Raw genomic sequence first — 1,055 nt, forward strand, 5'->3', positions numbered from 1 at the left:
CGCATAAGGTGCGCCACGTGGACGAGCACCCGACGACCGAGCCCACCCCGGCACCCGACCCCACCCCGGCGACCACCCCCGCACCCGCACCCACGTCGGCCCCCGCCCGGCAGCCGACCGCCGACTCAGCCCCGGGCCAGAACCCGGCGCCGCACCCCGACCCGGCAACCCCGGCTCCACCCGCAACCCAGGCGACCCAGGCCGTTCCTGCGCCCCCCGCAGCCCCGGCAGCCCCGGCAGCCCCGGCAGCCCCGGCAGCCCCGGCAGCCCCGGCCAAGGAGTACCGCACCACCGAGCTGGCCGAGGCAGCCGGCATCACCATCCGCACCCTGCGCTTCTACCGCGAGCGCAAGTTGCTCGCCGCGCCCCGCCGCGAGGGCAGGATCGCCTGGTACAACGAGCACCACCTCGCCCGCCTGCGCACCATCGCGGCGCTCCTGGAGCGCGGCCACACCCTCAACGGCATCGCCGAACTCGCCGAGGCCTTCGAGCACGGCAGGGACGTCGCCGATGTCCTCGGCGTCGGCGAGACCCCGACCGAGGAGACCCCGGTCCGCCTATCGCCCGAGGAGCTGGCCGACCACTTCGCGGGCGAGGTCACCCCGGAGAACCTCGCCGCCGCACTCGACCTCGGCTACCTCGCCGTCGACGGGGACACGATCGTCCACATCAGCCGGCGCCTCCTCGAAGTCTCCACGACCCTGGTCCGCGAGGGTGTCCCGCTCGCCACCGTCCTGGAGGCGGGCCGCCAGGTCCGCGTCCACGCCGAGGCCCTCGCCACCCTCTTCCTGGAGACCCTCCGGCCCCACGCGCTCGTCACGGACCCCGACAAACTCCGCCCGCTCGCCAAGGCCGTCATGGACGCCGAACTCTCCCTCGCCCTCGACCGCCGCCTCACCGATCCGGCCCCGGCACCGGCACCGACCCCGGACACCGAACCCGTGCCCGGAGCCGGACCCGGCCCCGACCCCGAGGCCCCGTAAGGCCCGTCCCCCTCACCCCCCTCCCGCCCGACCACGCCGCACCCGCACCTCGAAACAGGAACGCTCCCCACC

1 protein-coding gene is annotated in these 1,055 nt (G+C 75.7%); it reads left to right on the top strand.

Going from position 1 to position 1,055, the window contains the following annotated elements:
- Positions 1-296: 296 nt before the first annotated feature.
- On the top strand, positions 297-983 hold the full coding sequence (locus IF99_RS0130215; RefSeq protein WP_078655360.1) for a MerR family transcriptional regulator: 687 nt from the start codon (positions 297-299) through the stop codon (positions 981-983).
- Positions 984-1,055: the final 72 nt, after the last annotated feature.

This window comes from Streptomyces sp. NRRL F-5630, from assembly GCF_000719475.1.
Lineage (GTDB): Bacteria > Actinomycetota > Actinomycetes > Streptomycetales > Streptomycetaceae > Streptomyces.